Origin of the sequence: Timonella senegalensis JC301, from assembly GCF_000312125.1 — a bacterium.
Taxonomy (GTDB): Bacteria; Actinomycetota; Actinomycetes; order Actinomycetales; family Cellulomonadaceae; genus Timonella; species Timonella senegalensis.
This window is the reverse complement of record NZ_HE978642.1, coordinates 229,937-246,012: the sequence shown is the minus strand read 5'-3', so window position 1 is coordinate 246,012 and position 16,076 is coordinate 229,937. Positions and strand designations below refer to the sequence as shown.

Below are 16,076 nucleotides of genomic sequence, written 5' to 3'. Positions count from 1 at the left end.
GCGTCAGGTTCAGGCCCGCCGGCACGCCCACTGGCGAAAACACCTTTGCCTCGAGCCGAGTTAGCAGGCGCAGCGTCTGCGCGTTGCCCTCGAACCCGCCAATGTCCGCCGCGATGTCCGCAAGTGCCCGCTCACCGTTGTGCCCAAAGGGAGGATGCCCCAGGTCGTGCGCGAGGCACGCAGTGTCCACCACGTCCGGGTCGCAGCCCAGCGCCTTGCCGAGCTCGCGCCCCACCTGCGCCACCTCAAGGGTATGCGTCAGCCTGTTGCGGATGAAGTCGTTCGACGCCGGTCCCAGCACCTGAGTTTTGTCGCTCAGTCGGCGCAGCGCGGACGAGTGCACGAGCCTCGCGCGGTCGCGCTCAAACGGCGTCCGGTGATTGGACTTGGGCGCCTCAGCGACCCAGCGCTCCCCATCTTGGGGGCGATAGCCCTGCTCTTGGACTTCCGTGCTCAGTTTTTCCACACTGCAACCCTAACGAAAACTACGAGGATTCCCCTAGCGCAATCGCCATATGTGGACAGACGGCCCCACAGCGGGCAGGACGTATCGTCCGTTATTTACGACGATAGTGTCGGTTCCGTAGAGCAACTCCGGCTGCTCCAGAGGTTCCGTAGCGTCCGATTCTGGGCCAGAGCCGATGGATACATCAAGTTCAGCGCCATCGAACGGAGCACGCGCGAGCATGACCAGCACGGACTCGCTGGCCGATTCTCGAACAAACGCAACACAATCGTCGTGAATAAGAACCCAGCGCAGGCCGCCCGTGCGCAGCGCGGCGGAACTGGACCGGACGGCGATCAGGGACTTGTAGGTGTCGTGGACGGCCTCGTCCCAGCGGGACGGGTCGTTCCACGGCATGGTCTTACGGGCGTGTTCGCCGTTGATGCCGGTCAGGCCGACCTCGTCGCCGGCAAACACCACGGGGTTACCCAGGTAGGTCATAAGCATGCCGAGCGCGACCTCGACCATGGACTCCCCCACGAGCGTGCGCAGGCGCGGGGTGTCGTGCGAGCCGAGCATGTTCCAGTGGTCGCGGTTGACCTTGAACGGCACTGCGGAAGAGAAGCGGCGCATCGCGGCGACCATGTCGGCGCCCGAGCGGCGCGCGAGTGACGCTGGAAGCCCGAACGCTGGGACCGAGCGCGACTGGTCAGCGAGCCATGCCCACACCGGGCGGGTGAACGCGGAGTAGTTCATATTGCCGTGCCAGCCGTCGCCGTCAAGATCGAGGGAGGCGTCGTGGAAGTGCTCGGCGATGATGAGGGAGTCCGGGTTGACCTCGGCTGCGGTGCTGCGGATCTGGCGCGCGACCTCGTGGGTCATGTCGTCGCTTCCCCAGCGACCCGTCATATTGGCCACGTCCACGCGCCAGCCGTCGAGGGCGAACGGGGGCTTGAGCCACTTGCCGATCACTGAGTCCGGACCCTCGACCATGCGCTCACGTAGTGCCGTGGAGTTGTAGTTGAGCTTGGGAAGCGAGCCGTGCTCAAGCCAGCACGCGTAGCCGGGAGCCTCGTCGATCCAGTAGTAGTACGAGTGCTCCTCCGACTCGGGGTCGGACTGGGCCGTGGTGAACCACTCGTGGGACGAGCCCGTGTGGTTGGAGGTGATGTCCCCCATCAGGCGCATGCCCCGCTCATGCACGGCGGCGCTGAGGCGCGCGTAGGCGTCGTCACCACCGAGAACGGGATCCACCCGATCGAACGTGGAGGCGTCGTAGCGGTGGTTGGTGCGGCCCGGGAACACGGGTGTCAGATAGACCGTGCCCACGCCGAGGTCCTTGAGGTAGTCAAGGTGCTCAATGATGCCGTCGAGGTCTCCGCCAAAGAAGTGGGTTCCCACCCCCTCGCCGGACGGAATGGGATCCTGGTTCCAGTCGGGGGCCGGGATGGCCCACTCGGGGATGTCCGCGTGCTGGTCGGTGAGAGCCGGAGCGGAAGCGGACCGCGCAAACCGGTCCGGAAAGATCTGGTAGACGATGCCCTCGTGAAGCCACTGCGGCGCCGGGCTGTGCACGGTCACGCGGAAGTCGCTCGTGTCTGCGACATCGTTGAAGTGCAGGCCTTCGCCATTGAGCCAGGCGTAGTCCCCATCAAGTTCAAAGAAGAAGCGGTACTGGGTCACCGGATTGTGCACGAGAAGATCCGCCTCGTACCAACGGTCGTGCGCGGTGGTCGCCACAAGGCGAGCCGCCGAAACGCGCGGCTCCCCGTCCCGCACAGTGCGCAGGTGCACCGAGAGTTCCGGGAACGACAGGGGCACCCGCACCCTCACCGCAACGTGTTCCCCCAGCGAGGGCGTCAGCTGCGAAACATACAGTTCGCTGCCATCGTGATGAGGCTGGGAGGCAATAAACTTGCCTGACTGTGCGGTAAGAGGTGCGAGTGCCATCTGAAACGAACTATCCCTTCACGGAACCAGCGGTGAGGCCGGACACGATGTACTTCTGCAAGAACAAGAACAGGGCGATGATCGGAATAGCCGAGATCACAGCGCCAGCGGCGAACAGACCCCACGGGGCGTTTCGTTCGTCCGAAGCCCACTGGTACAGGCCCACCGCGAGGGTGACCTTGTCGCTCTGGGACAGGACCGTCTTGGCGATGATGAACTCACCAAAAGTTCCCACAAAGGAGAGCAGACCAACAACCGCGAGGATTGGGGTCACGAGGCGAAGGATGATCGTCCAGAAGATCTGGGAGTGGCTCGCGCCATCGATCTTTGCAGCCTCGTCGATCTCCATTGGCACGGTGTTGAAGAACCCGTACAGCAGGAACGTGTTGGTACCGAGTGCTCCACCAAGGTAAATGGCGATCAGACCGAACTGGTTGTTTGCACCAAGGAACGGGTAGACCTCCTTGAGCGCGAGAAGCAGCAGGAAGATCGCGACGACGGCGAGCATCTGCGGGAACATCTGCACGATGAGGAGAGCAGTCAGCGAACTGCGGCGGCCCTTGAAGCGGAAGCGGGAGAACGCGTACGCCGCTGCGGATGCCATGAGGACCGTAGCAACCGCGCTCACCGTGGAGATGAACAGCGAGTTGAGCGCCCACGTGTAGAACTTGGTGTCACCCAGCGCGGAGTAGTTCTCTCCCGAGATGACGCGGAACAGGTCGTTGGATCCCGCCAGCGTTGCCCCAGGATTGAGCGAGGTGGAAAGCACATACAGGAGGGGGAACATCGCGTAGATTCCGCCGAGGACACCAACCAGGTGGCGCCAGCTCACTTCCTTCCACCAGCGACCACCACGGGTGCCGGACGGACGGAATTCGAGCTCTTGGTTATGAGTCTGAACCGACATGTCAGTATTCCTCCAACTTGCGGGTCTGGCGGAAGCCAAGCCACGAAATAACGCCGACCATGATGAAGATGAGGATCGACACCGCGGAAGCCAAACCGTACTGCTTGACTCCCGATTCGAACGCCACCGAGTACACCATCGAGATCAGGATGTCCGTGGAACCGATCAGGAGCGGACTTCCCGTAAAGTTCGGGCCACCACCCGTAAGCATGTAGATCAGCGAGAAGTTATTGAAGTTAAACGCGAAGCTCGAGATGAGCAGCGGCGCGGTCGAGATCATCAGGAGCGGCAGGATGATGGAACGCAGAACCCGCCACGGCGATGCTCCGTCCATCTTGGCGGACTCCATGACGTCGCCAGGCAAGGACTGCAGCGCACCCGTGGTGATGAGGAACATGTACGGGAAGCCGAGCCAGAGGTTAACCATCAGGATCGAGAACTTGGCGATCCACGGGTCAGAAAGCCACTGGACGCCGTTTCCGCCGAGGAGGACCTCGTTGACAAAGCCGAAGCGCTCGTTGAGCATTCCCTTCCACACCAGCGCGGACAGGAAGCCTGGGAACGCGTAGGGAAGGATGAGGATCGCGCGGTAGAACTTGCGGCCGCGAACGCGTGGGTCGTTGAACACGAGTGCGAAGAACAAGCCGAGCGCGAACGTGGTTGCCACGGAGAGGAACGCAAATGCAAAGGTCCACGTCAGGATCGAGAAGAACGGTCCCGAAACCCTCGAGTCCGTGAACATGTAGGTAAAGTTGTCAAAACCAACCGAGACGCGCCAGCCCGGAGTGAGGTTCTTGCCATCCGCGTTGGTGAAGAATCCGGTCTCACCGTTTGCCGTATATACATCGCCCGTAGCGGTGTCGGTCATGGTGTCGGTAGCTTTGTCGAACTCAAGCGTCGAGCGGAACTGGTACGCATTCATTGCGTCCTGGGTGCGCAGCGAGCCGTCTTCGGCGTTGTCTGAGAACGGAACCCTCAGGTTTGTGATCTCCTGCTGGTTCTCAACGATCTGCGCGAACGGCAGCACCGTGAAGCCTTCGACACCCTTGACCGAGTTGCCCTCGATCTGAGCGCCGGAGGCCTCCTCGAGTGGCTTCTCAGCGGTACCGACCTTGGCCACGCCGTCCTGGACGATTGCGAACCCAAGGTTTCCGTCGCCATCCTTGACCACGGTGACCGGGTACGCAGCGGAGCCTTCAACGCGCGACTCGTTGTAGGAGAGAATCTGCTCAATCGCATCGCCCTTATCCGAGTTGTGGCCGTCACCGTAGTTGGTGAATGCCACATACCCGGTGTAGGCCATGGTGAACAGCTGATAGGTGAAGAGAAAGAGCAACCCTGGGTAGAGGTACTTGCCTGGAATCGCCCGACGCGAGAAGTACACATAGTTGGCTGCAATCAGCGCAATTACGAGTCCGGCGAACACACCCCACGTTCCAGTCGACCATGCAGCAAGCAAGCCGTAGAGACCGAACGCGTTGATGCAGGCCATCAAAATGATCTTGGCTACGAAACCAGGCCTGAAGTTTCGAGCAGGAGACGCGTCGACAATCGGCGCTTTAGTGCCTGTTCCGGCTCCTGAATCATGTTCAGCAGCGCCCCTTGAGATGCTCATCTCATCCCTCCGTGATTGGTCGAGAAAGACCTTGGCGTTGTTTGGCAGTGCACGTGCTACTCACACTGGACAATCTAGGCGAGTGCGCGCGACTTTGTCTGGTGAAACTGTTTATTGCACGACTTGGGGGCCCCGTGAGTACGGAGCCCCCAAGCGTCTAGCTAGTCTTGGGCGTCTCCCCAAGATGCGAGGCGAGGAAGGTCAGCCCTTCTTGATGCCGTCCTCGATGTTCTTCACCATGGTCTCCCATGCCTTGACTGGGTCAGCTGCCTTACCAGAAGCGATGTCCAGCTGTGCTGCGCCCCAGAAGCCCCAGACGACACCCATCGCAGCCGAACCTGGCTGAGGGAGGCCGTTGGCTGCTGCGTCCGCCCAACCCTTGGCGATCTCGTCGGTGATCTTTGCAGCCGACGCGGTCAGAGCTGGGATACGTCCACCGGAAGCGTAGATCTGGTCTGCGGCTTCTTCGGTGGAGAGGTAGTTAACAACGAAGTCGTTAGCGAGCAGAGCATTCTGCGACTTAGCCGAGATGTATGCACCCTGGTATCCAGCGAATGGACGGGATTCCTCGCCACCAGCGGATGGGATTGGGAGGATGGAGATGTCCATACCTTCCTTGACGAACTCAGAGGCGTACCAAGGACCGGTCACCATGTAAGCGGACTTGCCAGCCGAGAATGCTTCCTTGGCCTGGTCTCCACCGATCGATGCGTCGAGGATACCTTCCTTGCCGAGCTTGGCAAGGTACTTTGCCCATGCCTCGCCCTGTGCGCCGCCGAGGGCGAGCTCGTCGGTGTAGTTACCGGCCTCATCCTGCTTGAACACGAACGAACCAAACGAGGTTTGCAGTGGGTAGAGGTGGTAAGCATCGCCCTGGTCACCCTGCTGGATGAGGACTGGGAACTCGGACTTGAGCTCCTTGCCCTGTGCGATCAGCTCGTCGAAGGTGGCTGGGGTCTCCTTGGCGAGTGCGTTGTTACGCACGAGGCCGATGGACTCAACAGCGTAAGGAACGCCGTAGCTCTTGCCCTCGTAGGAGAACGCGTTGATCGATCCTGCGGAGAACTGAGCAGCCTTGTCGCCGAGCTCGATTGGAGCAACGACACCGTTGGTGACGAATTCGCCGATCCAGTCGTTGGCGCCGATGATGACGTCTGGGCCTTCACCGGTTGGAACCTGCTGGACGAACTCGGTGCGGATGTCGCCCGAAGCCTTCTGAACTACCTCGACCTCAACACCGCGGTCTGCCTTGAACTTTGCAACAACGTCCTTGAAGTCGTTGATACGGGTCTCGTCAACCCACACGGTGAGCTTGCCAGATACCTCTGGAGCTTCCGACTCAGACGTGGTTGGCTTTGGGCTCTCAGTCTCAGGGGTGGTACCGCCTGAGCAAGCAGACAGGACGAGTGCCATACCGAGCGCCGCAGCTACTGCTGGGATGCCTCTTTGCATCGGATCTTCTCCAAGTTTTTAGTTTCGGATATTGTTCCGGCGAGGTTCCCGCCGGAGGGGATGACAAAACACTATCCAGTTGCTTGCAACTTTTGCAACATCTTTCAGTAACTTTCAAGTAACGATCATCAGGGGGTAGGATCCTGAATAGCGTTTTACATAGAGACTTCTTGCAAGACTCCACCCTCAACACCACGTTTCTGCGGCTTAAGGCTAGACTCTGTTGCAGAAATCTTGCAGAATGGCTTCTTGCAACGTGTTGCAAGAAGCTCGCAAGAAAATCGCGATCTGCAGCAAAACTTCGTGCGGAGCGCCTCAGTCAAGCCCTTCCCTAGAACCAACCGGCACTGAACTTTGTGACAAGGAGGTCCAAGTGTCCGTACGTACCACCACCAACACCGGTGGCAAGACCCGGCTAACCGATATTGCCGACCAAGCGGGGGTAAGCACCGCGACTGTGTCACGCGTACTCAATGGCAAAGTGGGCGTTGCATCAGACACTCGTCAAGCTGTACTTGCCGCCCTTGACGTCCTCGGTTACGAGCGCCCAGAGAAGTTGCGCAACCGTTCCGCAGGACTCGTGGGGCTCGTTGTCCCGGAGCTGTCCAACCCAGTCTTTCCAGCTTTTGCGCAGACCATTGAGGGCCTGCTCTCACAGCGCGGATATACACCGCTTCTGTGCACCCAGTCCCCCGGCGGCACTACCGAGGACGAGTACATCGAGATGCTCCAGGAGCACTCGGTGGACGGAATCCTGTTTGTAGCGGGCTTGCATGCAGACACCCGAGCAAGCCACGCCCGGTACGAGCAGCTCCGGGCGCAGGGCACTCCCCTCACGTTTGTGAACGGGTTCGCCTCTGGCATCGAAGCGCCCTTCATCTCCTGCGACGACCGCGCCGCTATGGAACTCGCGGTCCGCCACCTCGTCTCGCTGGGCCACCAGCGCATCGGCCTCGCAATTGGTCCAAGCCGCTTTATCACCGCGCAGCGCAAGATTGAAGGATTCAAGGAGGCCCTGCGCACCCATCTCGGTCAGATGAGCACCGACGAGCACGTTGCGACTTCCCTGTTTACAGTGGAAGGCGGACAGTCGGCGGCCAACGATCTAATTGACTCCGGGCACACCGGGATCGTGTGTGGTTCGGACCTGATGGCGCTCGGCGCCGTTAGGGCGGCCCACCAGCGCAGGCTTTCGGTCCCGGACGACATCTCGGTGATCGGCTACGACGACTCACCACTGATTGGTTTCACGGATCCTCCGCTGACCACGATCCGCCAGCCGGTGTCCGCCATGGCACACGCCGCGGTCTCCGGACTCATCGCGATGATCGAGGGCTCACCAGCGCCCAAGTCGGAGCTTTTGTTCCACCCTGAGCTCATCGTGCGCAACTCAACGGGAACCTCACCCGATGCCAGGATTTCCGCCTACCAGGTTGTCAACGGCTAATCCCCACTATCTGCAGCAGCACACACAAGCGCTGCTTCCACCCCTCACCTACCCCATCGATCGGAGCCGACAGTGTCCCTCTCCCTGACTACGACCTCTCCCGCAGCATCCATCCTGCACCCCGCAACCGAGGGTGCTGCCGAGTGGTGGCGCAACGCGGTGATCTACCAGGTGTACCCACGCTCCTTCGCAGACGGGAACGGAGATGGCATCGGTGACCTTAAGGGCATCACCGAACGCCTCGACCACCTGGTTGATCTCGGCGTAGACGCGCTGTGGCTCTCACCGTTCTACAAGTCGCCTCAGGCTGACGCCGGCTACGATGTCTCCGACTACCGCCAGATCGACCCGATCTTCGGTGACCTCGACGATTTTGCCGAGATGTCCACCAAGGCACACAAACTTGGCCTCAAGGTCATCATCGACCTCGTTCCAAACCACACCTCGGACGACCACGCGTGGTTCAAGGAAGCAATCGAGGCCGGCCCAGGCTCGGCAGCGCGCGACCGCTACATGTTCCGTGAGGGCAAGGGCGAGAACGGCGAACTCCCACCAAACAACTGGCAGTCCATCTTTGGTGGGCCGGCGTGGACTCGTGTGGACCAGCGTTGGAACGTTGACGCCGACGGCGTCAAGGACACCGAGTGGTACCTCCACATGTTCGACACTCGTCAGCCTGACCTGAACTGGCAGAACGAGGAGGTCCGCGAGGACTTCAAGTCGATCCTCCGATTCTGGCTCGACCGCGGCGTGGACGGCTTCCGCATTGACGTAGCGCACGGCATGGTCAAGGCCGAGGGCCTCCCCGACTGGGACGGCACCACCGGCATGGTCGACGGAACCAAGGACGAGGGCAAGACCCAGGTCCAGACCGACGGAACCCCCGACGAGGACGGATCCAACGGCGGCGGCAACTCCGGCCCCATGTTCGACCAGGACGGCGTGCACGAGATCTACCGCTCGTGGCACGAGGTAATGGAGCAGTACGACGGCGACCGAGCCCTGGTTGCTGAGGCGTGGGTTGAGCCTCTCTCCCGCCTTGCCCTGTACGTCCGCGAGGACGAGATGCAGCAGGCGTTCAACTTCTCGTTCCTCACCACCAAGTGGGATGCGGCCGCAATGCGCACCGTGATTTCCGCTTCCGTTCGTGAGAACGACGTTGTAGGCGCACCAACCACCTGGGTTCTGTCGAACCATGACGTGGTCCGCCACGTCACCCGCCTCGGTCTCCCCGCCGTGGTCGAGGGCCGCGAGATGAACCCGAACGGTGTTCGCGCAACTGACCCTCAGCCTGACGTTGAGCTCGGTCTGCGCCGCGCCAAGGCTGCGACGCTCCAGATGCTCGGCCTTCCTGGCTCCGCCTACCTGTACAACGGCGAGGAGTTCGGCACCCCGGACCACACCGAGATGCCTGACGAGTTCCGCCAAGACCCTGCGTTCGAGCGCAAGGGCCGCACCGAGGCCGGCCGCGACGGCTGCCGCGTCCCACTCGCGTGGGAGGCAGACAAGCCTGCGTACGGCTTCTCCACCACCGGCAAGTCCTGGCTGCCACAGCCAGAGACCTACCGCGCCGTGGCCGCTGACGTGCAGAAGGCCGACCCGAACTCGACTTTCCACCTGTACAAGAACGTGCTGCGCCTGCGCAGCGAGCACAACATTGGCCTAGGTTCGCTTGCTTGGCTCGATGACTTCGCTTCTTCGACCGAGGTCATTGCGTACCAAAACGGCGACGTCATCGTGGCCACGAACTTCGCTGACGCTCCGTTCGCCCTGCCTGCCGGTGCCGAGGTCCTCGCTTCGAGCGAACCTCTCGTCGACGGCGCAGTGGGAACTGACGTCTGCGTGTGGATCAAGTCTGCTTGATAGCTAGCGCCTAGTGCGAAGGGCTGGTCGGTTCAATGAACCGACCAGCCCTTCGCTGTGTTCCAGCACGGGGTGCGCCGCGCGGATGGCACGTCACAGATTCTCGACGATTGTGCCCCGCCGTCCAGCCCCACGCGCGTGGCGCTGGACGCCGGCGGGCGCTGGAAGCAAGCCAGAATCGTCGATAATCAGGACGTGAGCGATTGAGATGACGAGGACTTCCCTAGTCCTTGTTGTTCTGGCTGTGATGGGATAGCGTCTTGGCGTTGGATGATTCTGGACAAAGAGGTCAGAATCATGCGTGAGGAGAAGTGCATGTGAAGAAGTGAATCGCTCTACCTGTTGGAATGTGTGCATTAGCCTCGCTAGTTACGGGGCTGCATGGCGATCGACAATGAGGCCATTGCCTCCGAGCAGAAGAGCCCCAGGTCCAAGAGGCGATCGCGGCACTTGAGAAGAACTTGGCCCAGGCCAGCGAGCAACGGGATACGGAGACCAAGGCCGCGTTTCGTGTACTGGCGTTCCCAGATGGCACGGAACTACCCGAACCCGATTCTCTCCAAGACTTGCAGGCCCCGATCGACTCACTTCAGGGCGCTACCACGCTGCCAATGGACCAGCAGTACGGGATCATCTACGAGGACGGCTTATCGAGCGGGCGAAACCGACCGCGTCAACGCCGCTGTTGAGACCCTAGAGGTGTTCGCCAAACTTTCCGTTTCGCAGTCTTTTCCCGACTACGCCGCCTTTCTAGAGCAGCGCGTGAATCCGTTTGGAGAAGGGGACGATACCGCTTCAGCGAACTACCTCGAGAGAGACTGCAGCTTCTAGTGCGATCGGGCTGGCCAGCCCTTCGCAGTGTTGCAACGACCACTAGAAATCGCCCGAAGCCGCGCACGTGCCGCTGTGAGCCAGCCAGAACCGCTGAGAATCAGGACCTAAACGAGACGGACGTGGCCAGGACTGAGTAGGGCGCGATCGTGCCCGTCAGGGCGCCGTCCTTACCCACTGTGAGGGTCGGAGTCTCGCAGGTCGTGAGGATCTCACCGGCGCCGGCGTCGCAGTACTCGCCCGGGGGAAGAGTAGTGTCCCACGTCCCGGTGAGCGGCTCCGCTCCCCTGTTCACGGCGATGAACGCGCGGCCGTCGCGGGCAAAGGAGAGGCCATCTTCCTCAGACCATTCCTGAGTGACCGCCGCGTCCCCGGCATCCGTGCGCCACTGGATCATGTTGACCAGGGTTGGCCAGCGCTGCTGGCAGGTCCACTCTCCATCGAGGTAAGTCTGCGTTGGGCCGGTGCGTTCCGTGCACGTGACCTCCATCAACTGGCCCGTGGCAAAGTTCTTAGCAGGGCCGGCGTCCCGATCAGCAAAGGCATAGCCGGAGTACAGGATCGGGGTGCCGTAAGGGCTAGCCAACATGAGCGCTGTGAACACCTCGTACTGCGGGTCCTTGTACGTGATCGCCCTGTTGCCGCGTTCGGTGTCGTGGTTTTCCACGAACGTATAGGACTTCTCGCTGGGAGCGTAGGCGGACGTGGTGCCCGCGTTGAAGAACGCGGAGAACGTCGAGCCAACCTTGAGGCTGGATATATCCTTGCCCCACGAAAACTCCAGGACATCGCCGGCCTCGAGGTATTCCTCGGGAGTAATCGGCTCACCGGCCGCTCGGATGACCTCCTGGATCACGCGCGTACCTTCAGGCAAGTCTGCGACGATCGCCGCCACGTCTACGGCGGGCATGTGCTTGGCCGCGTCAATGCGGAACCCGGCCACACCGAGTGAAAGCAGATCGTCAAGGTAGGCCTTGAGCGTAGTGCGCACGTGCTCGGACTCGGTCTTCAGGTCCGCGAGATTCACCAACTCGCAGTTCTGGACCTCGTTCCGGTCCTGATAGTTGGTGATGTCGCCGTTCGCGGCGTCGCAGTGGTGAAAGTCGTCCGTGGAGTATATGCCCGGATAGTCGTAGTGCTCGTACGCGGTACCGCCCGTGCCTGTGCCGGGGTTTTCCTGGCCGGTCATATGGTTGACCACGGCGTCAGCCACCACGTCCACGCCCGCGTCACCGCAGGTCTGGACCATCTGGCCAAACTCGTCACGTGTACCTAGCTTGGACTCGAGCTTGTAGCTCACCGGCTGGTAACTGGTCCACCACGCGTCGCCCTGGATGTGTTCCTGCGGCGGGGACGTCATGATCCATGTGACGCCGTTGTCCGCAATCGTCTGACATTCAGCCTCGATCGCGGTCCACGGCCATTGGAAGAGGTTGAGGCCCACGTCTGCCGGGGGTGCGCTGGGCTCATCCTTGTGAGCCTGTGAGCAAGCTGCCAACGCGACAACCATGGTGACGGCAGCGGCTGAGGCAAGTGTCTTACGAAGAGTCATGAAAATTCCCGTACTACGTGCAAGTTTTCTGCCAGCGTACCGGCGGAATAGCCAAAAATCGCTTGCAGAGGGTTACGGGAACCTAACGATCATGCCGTGTGTTGTGTTTACCGCTGAGCACGGTAATAATGGGCCGCGCTGGCCTCGCATCAGCCGCCCGAAACGCTCAACTCTGCCTCGGCAAGCTTGACGCGGAACTCGTCGCTCAACTCGCGCGAGTCCAGCCAGCCCTCCGGCAGGTGGGGGCGCTTGGGGGAACCTGCGCGACCGCGCTGCCCCTCCGCGTCCTTACCTGGGTACGGCGCGTCCAAGTCAAGGCGGTCCAACTTCTCGCGAAGGTCCGCCAGGGAGTCCACGAGTGCTAGGCCGTTGCGGGCGTCGCCGCCCACAGCGTAACCCTTGAGGTACCAGGCCATATGCTTGCGCAGGTCACGAATACCGCGGCCCTCGTCGCCAAAGAAGTCGACCATGTACTCGCCGTGGCGGTAAATCGTGTCGGCAACGTGGCGCAGGCCCGGCTTGATGCGTTCCGGACGCCCGGCAAACGCAGCGGTCAGGTCCGCGAACAGCCACGGACGCCCCTGGCAGCCGCGCCCCACAACGACGCCGTCACAGCCAGTCTCCTCGACCATGCGCAGCGCATCCTCGGCGGACCAGATGTCTCCATTACCCAAAACTGGGATCGTGGTGACCGCCTCCTTGAGCGCCTTAATTGCGGACCAGTCCGCGGTACCCGAGTAGTGCTCGGCGGCGGTGCGCGCGTGCAGTGCGACAGCGTCCACGCCCAGTTGCTCGGCGATTTGGCCGGCCTCAAGGTACGTAATGTGGTCGTCATCGATGCCCTTGCGCATCTTGATGGTGACGGGAACGTCGTAGGGCGCAGCAGCGGAGACCGCCGCATCGATGATGCGTGTGAAAAGCTCGGTCTTCCACGGCAGCGCGGAGCCGCCGCCCTTACGCGTGACCTTAGGAACGGGGCAGCCAAAGTTCAGGTCGATGTGGTCGGCACGGTCTTCGCTCACGATGAGCTTGACGGCGGCGCCAACAGTGGCAGGGTCCACTCCGTACACCTGAGCGGAGCGTGGGGTTTCGAAGTCCTCGAACGAGATGATGCGCATCGATTCCTCGTTGCGCTCGACCAACGCACGACTCGTGACCATCTCAGCCACGAACAACCCGTCGCCGTTCTCGCGGCACAACCGGCGGAACGCAGTGTTGGTCACGCCAGCCATGGGCGCCAAGACCACGGGGGTCTCAACTGTGTGCTTACCTATACGAAGCGGAGGCAGCACGGGCGTCTGGGGAGTCTGTTCGAGCGTAGTCACCCGCCCATTTTCTCACTTGCCAGCTCGAAGTTGGGAGCCAAGTCCAGTCATCTTGCCCACAGTGCAGGGCTACCACCAAGGCTCACGTCCTCCAAGAAGATAGTAGTTCTCGTAGTACTTGGTTGGGTTGTCCATAATCACGTCGAGGTTGGATGGAAACGCCGAACCATCAGCCCGCGTGATCTCCGTGCGGAAAAATACCCCTGACTCAGCGCACGGCCCATCCCCAAAGTCCGTGGCATGCAAGGTGAGCGTTGCATCCTCGAGGTCGGCGCTCTCCAGGGAGGGCGGGCAGCCACCAGCTCCAAACGCCTCGTAGATGACGGCGGTCCCTTCAACCGTAGTGCGCCAGTAACTCTCACTCCAGTCCGCGTTCGGGTCCTCGAACAGCGAGTTGGCGTCCAGTTCCTTCAGCACGAGCTGCTCACCGCTAGGCTGGGCCCCACCGGAATGAGCCCCATCGGGCCCCTCGCCCTCGCCGCCACAGCCCGAAAGCACGGTGGCCCCCACCAGGAGGGCCACCGCACCCACGCTCTTCCGAGAAAACACAGAGATTACTTGGTCTCTGCGAGCTTCACGGTGAAGGTGTCCTCGAGCTTCACGCCATCAGCGCGGGTGATCTCCTGGACGAGTGGGCGAAGGTCCATGGTGCATGGCTTGCCCTCGTAGCTTGGACGGGTGAGGGTGATCGTGGTGCCCTCGAGGACTGCGGTTTCGACCTTTGGCGCGCAAGTAGAGGAGCCAGCCGCGTGATAGGTCAGCACGCCGTCCTTGATGGTGGCGGTGAAGTCCGAGTCCTCAGACTCAGGTATTCCGCCCTCTTCGCGTGGTTCGCTGACTACAAGCTGGATAGGTCCGCTGTCCTTGACGCTTGCTCCTCCTTCGGCGTCGCCGCTAGGTGATGAGCAGCCCGAGAGTGCGAGCAATGCAACGATTGCACCGGTGAAGAGGGTCTTTTTCATTCGTTCTCCAAAGTTTGGGGCGGGTTACGCCGGGTACCTCTGCCACCTCTATGTTCCCAGTTCAGGAGAACATACACCCTGAACCAGAGTTTCTTATGCGGGTGAGTTTTCGAGCACGTGCGGGACCCACCTGGCGCAACCAGAATCGTCGAAAATCAGATGCGCGGCGCAGACCGCACCCACACGACACAACGCGAAGGGCGCGGGTCAATCCCAAAGGATTGGCCCGCGCCCCTCGCGGCACACTATCTAACTAGCGAATCAGGCACCCATGAGTCGGGCAGCCAGGAGTGGCACGACCTGGTCGAGCGCAACGCGCTCCTGCTCCATCGAGTCACGGTGACGGATGGTCACGGCGTTGTCCTCGAGGGTGTCGAAGTCAACGGTGATGCAGAATGGCGTACCGATCTCGTCCTGGCGGCGGTAGCGGCGGCCGATTGCACCGGCGTCGTCGAACTCGACGTTCCAGTACTTTCGCAGGTCGGCTGCGAGCGCCTTCGCCTTTGGCGAGAGCTCCGCGTTGCGCGACAGCGGCAGAACCGCGGCCTTGACGGGTGCGAGGCGTGGGTCGAGCTTGAGCAGAACGCGCTTGTCCACGCCGCCCTTAGTGTTTGGCGCCTCGTCCTCGGTGTAAGCCTCAACGAGGAAGGCCATTAGCGAACGGGTCAGACCGGCGGAAGGCTCGATCACGTATGGGAAGTAACGCTCCCCCTCGGCCTGGTCGAAGTACGACAGGTCCTTGCCCGAGATTTCCGAGTGAGTCTTCAGGTCGAAGTCGGTGCGGTTTGCGATGCCCTCGAGCTCACCCCACTCGCCACCGGTGAAACCGAACTTGTACTCGATGTCCACGGTGCGCTTGGAGTAGTGGGAGAGCTTCTCCTGTGGGTGTTCGTAGAGGCGCAGGTTCTCTGGGTTCACACCGAGGTCGACGTACCACGCCTTGCGGGTGTCGATCCAGTGCTGGTGCCATTCCTCGTCGGTTCCTGGCTTCACAAAGAACTCGAGTTCCATCTGCTCGAACTCGCGGGTGCGGAAGATGAAGTTACCCGGGGTGATCTCGTTACGGAAGGACTTACCCACCTGGCCGATTCCGAATGGAGGCTTGAGGCGGGACGCGGTCTGGACGTTCGAGAAGTTTACAAAGATGCCCTGCGCGGTCTCTGGGCGCAAGTAGTGCAGGCCCTCTTCGTTGTCGACTGGGCCGAGGTAAGTCTTGAGCAGGCCGGAGAAGTTCTGAGGCTCAGTCCACTCGCCCTTCTTGCCACAGTTGGCGCAGACGATCTCTTCCATGCCTGAAGGCGCGCGACCCTTCTTGTACTCGAACTCCTCGAGCAGGGTGTCTTCGCGGTAACGCTTGTGGCAGGAGGTGCACTCGATCAGCGGGTCGGTGAATACTGCGACGTGGCCGGATGCTTCCCAGACCTTGCGTGGGAGGATCACGGAGGAGTCGATTCCGACGACGTCGTCGCGGCCGCGAACCATCTGCTGCCACCACTGGCGCTTGATGTTTTCCTTGAGCTCGGCCCCGAGTGGCCCGTAGTCCCATGCGGACCGGGATCCGCCGTAGATCTCTCCCGACTGGAAGACGAAGCCTCGCCGCTTAGCAAGCGAGATTACAGAGTCGAGACGTGAAGGCGCTGCGGCCAAGATGATCACTCCATCAATATGTTGTCAGCCCCGCGTGGCTCGCGGTGGCGAATGAAGCGCACAGGGGTTCTGGGCACGAT

At 61.4% G+C, this 16,076-nt stretch carries 12 protein-coding genes; 2 read left to right on the top strand and 10 right to left on the bottom strand.

Annotation, left to right across the window (positions count from 1 at the left end):
- From dgt to HGSM_RS05590, 5 genes are all read right to left on the bottom strand, one after another.
- Window positions 1-466: dGTP triphosphohydrolase (dgt, locus tag HGSM_RS05610; RefSeq protein WP_230197502.1), on the bottom strand; the 466-nt coding region annotated here is incomplete at its 3' end.
- Window positions 467-499: 33 nt separating this feature from the next.
- Window positions 500-2,395 carry a glycoside hydrolase family 13 protein gene (locus HGSM_RS05605; protein WP_019147773.1) on the bottom strand — a complete coding sequence of 632 codons (1,896 nt, stop codon included), beginning with the start codon at window positions 2,393-2,395 and terminating at the stop codon, window positions 500-502.
- Window positions 2,396-2,405: 10 nt separating this feature from the next.
- Complete coding sequence (locus HGSM_RS05600) at window positions 2,406-3,302, bottom strand: sugar ABC transporter permease (RefSeq protein ID WP_019147772.1); 897 nt, start codon at window positions 3,300-3,302, stop codon at window positions 2,406-2,408.
- A 1-nt stretch (window position 3,303) separates the two neighbouring features.
- Window positions 3,304-4,917, bottom strand: coding sequence for an ABC transporter permease subunit (locus tag HGSM_RS05595; protein WP_019147771.1), 1,614 nt, complete (start codon window positions 4,915-4,917; stop codon window positions 3,304-3,306).
- 201 nt (window positions 4,918-5,118) lie between these two features.
- Window positions 5,119-6,369: a sugar ABC transporter substrate-binding protein gene (locus HGSM_RS05590; RefSeq protein ID WP_040594678.1), complete on the bottom strand. Its 1,251-nt coding sequence runs from the start codon at window positions 6,367-6,369 to the stop codon at window positions 5,119-5,121.
- A gap of 373 nt (window positions 6,370-6,742) precedes the next feature.
- Between HGSM_RS05590 and HGSM_RS05585 the strand changes: the two genes are divergently transcribed.
- Together HGSM_RS05585 and HGSM_RS05580 are read left to right on the top strand one after the other, a co-directional pair.
- Window positions 6,743-7,816, top strand: coding sequence for a LacI family DNA-binding transcriptional regulator (locus HGSM_RS05585; protein WP_019147769.1), 1,074 nt, complete (start codon window positions 6,743-6,745; stop codon window positions 7,814-7,816).
- Window positions 7,817-7,888: 72 nt separating this feature from the next.
- Window positions 7,889-9,679 (top strand): glycoside hydrolase family 13 protein, encoded by a 1,791-nt coding sequence (locus HGSM_RS05580; protein WP_019147768.1) that lies wholly within the window; start codon window positions 7,889-7,891, stop codon window positions 9,677-9,679.
- A gap of 931 nt (window positions 9,680-10,610) precedes the next feature.
- Here the strand turns inward: HGSM_RS05580 and HGSM_RS05570 are convergent.
- The 5 genes from HGSM_RS05570 to HGSM_RS05550 form a co-directional block, all read right to left on the bottom strand.
- On the bottom strand, window positions 10,611-12,062 hold the full coding sequence (locus tag HGSM_RS05570) for an alpha-amylase family glycosyl hydrolase (protein WP_019147765.1): 1,452 nt from the start codon (window positions 12,060-12,062) through the stop codon (window positions 10,611-10,613).
- 149 nt (window positions 12,063-12,211) lie between these two features.
- The gene (gene dusB / locus HGSM_RS05565; protein ID WP_040594677.1) at window positions 12,212-13,387 is read right to left on the bottom strand and encodes a tRNA dihydrouridine synthase DusB; all 1,176 of its coding nucleotides are present in this window, start codon (window positions 13,385-13,387) and stop codon (window positions 12,212-12,214) included.
- 69 nt (window positions 13,388-13,456) lie between these two features.
- A complete protein-coding gene (locus tag HGSM_RS05560; protein ID WP_154646257.1) occupies window positions 13,457-13,936 on the bottom strand; it encodes a hypothetical protein in 480 nt (159 codons plus the stop codon).
- A 5-nt stretch (window positions 13,937-13,941) separates the two neighbouring features.
- A complete protein-coding gene (locus HGSM_RS05555; RefSeq protein WP_019147762.1) occupies window positions 13,942-14,349 on the bottom strand; it encodes a membrane lipoprotein lipid attachment site-containing protein in 408 nt (135 codons plus the stop codon).
- A gap of 261 nt (window positions 14,350-14,610) precedes the next feature.
- On the bottom strand, window positions 14,611-15,996 hold the full coding sequence (locus HGSM_RS05550) for a glycine--tRNA ligase (protein WP_040594771.1): 1,386 nt from the start codon (window positions 15,994-15,996) through the stop codon (window positions 14,611-14,613).
- Window positions 15,997-16,076 lie beyond the last annotated feature (80 nt).

What these genes read in the sequence shown, in the direction of transcription:
- HGSM_RS05555 (WP_019147762.1), bottom strand. Translation starts at nt 14,349, where the DNA reads ATGAAAAAGACCCTCTTCACCGGTGCAATCGTTGCATTGCTCGCACTC.
- HGSM_RS05595 (WP_019147771.1), bottom strand. Translation starts at nt 4,917, where the DNA reads ATGAGCATCTCAAGGGGCGCTGCTGAACATGATTCAGGAGCCGGAACA.
- HGSM_RS05590 (WP_040594678.1), bottom strand. Translation starts at nt 6,369, where the DNA reads ATGCAAAGAGGCATCCCAGCAGTAGCTGCGGCGCTCGGTATGGCACTC.
- HGSM_RS05605 (WP_019147773.1), bottom strand. Translation starts at nt 2,395, where the DNA reads ATGGCACTCGCACCTCTTACCGCACAGTCAGGCAAGTTTATTGCCTCC.
- HGSM_RS05570 (WP_019147765.1), bottom strand. Translation starts at nt 12,062, where the DNA reads ATGACTCTTCGTAAGACACTTGCCTCAGCCGCTGCCGTCACCATGGTT.
- HGSM_RS05600 (WP_019147772.1), bottom strand. Translation starts at nt 3,302, where the DNA reads ATGTCGGTTCAGACTCATAACCAAGAGCTCGAATTCCGTCCGTCCGGC.